The 964-nt window shown below is 68.7% G+C and carries 1 protein-coding gene; it reads right to left on the reverse strand.

Annotated elements, in window-relative coordinates; genetic code table 11:
• Positions 1 to 3 precede the first annotated feature (3 nt).
• Complete coding sequence (locus GV790_RS28845; RefSeq protein ID WP_425343136.1) at positions 4 to 897, reverse strand: serine/threonine-protein kinase; 894 nt, start codon at positions 895 to 897, stop codon at positions 4 to 6.
• Positions 898 to 964: the final 67 nt, after the last annotated feature.

The following is a 964-nucleotide window of genomic DNA, read 5'->3' on the forward strand; positions in this document are numbered from 1 at the left end:
GGTCTACCTCACCGATTTCGGCATCGCCCGCCTGCGCGACGACGGCGGCCACCTCACCCAGACCGGCTCCTTCCCCGACACCGCCGCCCGCACCGCGTCCGCGAATTCGGCGCAGCTGCCGAACCTTTCATCCGGCCGCTTCGCCAGCGCCCGCGCCATCACCGCGTCGAGCGCAACGGGCAGTCCGTGCCGGACGCTGCTCATGGCCGGCGGCTGATGCTGGAGGTGGCCCTGGATCACGGCCACCGGATGCGGTGACGAGAACGGCGCGGTACCGGTCAGCATCCAGAACAGGCTGCATGCCAGCGAATACTGATCGGTGCGGTGATCGAGCGGTGCCCCGGTGAGTTGTTCGGGCGAGGCGTAGGCGATGGTGGCGGTGAAGGAGCCGGTCTGGGTGAGGTGGCCGCCGTCGTCGCGCAGGCGGGCGATGCCGAAATCGGTGAGGTAGACCCGTTCGGGCCCGGTGTGCGCGTTGGACAGCAGGATGTTGGCCGGTTTCACATCACGGTGCAGCACGCCCATGCTGTGCGCGAAGTCCAGCGCCTGCGCGGTCTCGGCGATGATCTGCACCGCCCGCAGCACCGGCAGCGTGTTCGGATCCAGCGACGCGGCGTCGACACCGTCGATGTACTGCATGGAAATCCACAGCTGGCCGTCCTCGGCGCCGCGGTCGTAGACGGTGACGATGTTCGGATGGTCGAGCTGGGCGGCCAGATCGGCCTCGCGTTCGAACCGCGCCCGGGTCTCCTTGTCGTCGAACAGGTCCGGATTCAGCAGTTTGAGCGCAGTGCGCCGGGGCAGTCGCGGATGTTTCGCGAGGTAGACCGAGCCCATCCCGCCGCGGCCGAGTCGGCGTTCGATCTGATATCCGGCGAAGACCGAACCCGGTTGCACCTGCGGCCCTCCTAGTCCGATCTGTCGAGCACGCCGATCCTATCGGTCGGGCCCCGCCCTGCCCCGC

The organism is Nocardia cyriacigeorgica, from assembly GCF_010858045.1.
Classification (GTDB): domain Bacteria; phylum Actinomycetota; class Actinomycetes; order Mycobacteriales; family Mycobacteriaceae; genus Nocardia; species Nocardia cyriacigeorgica_E.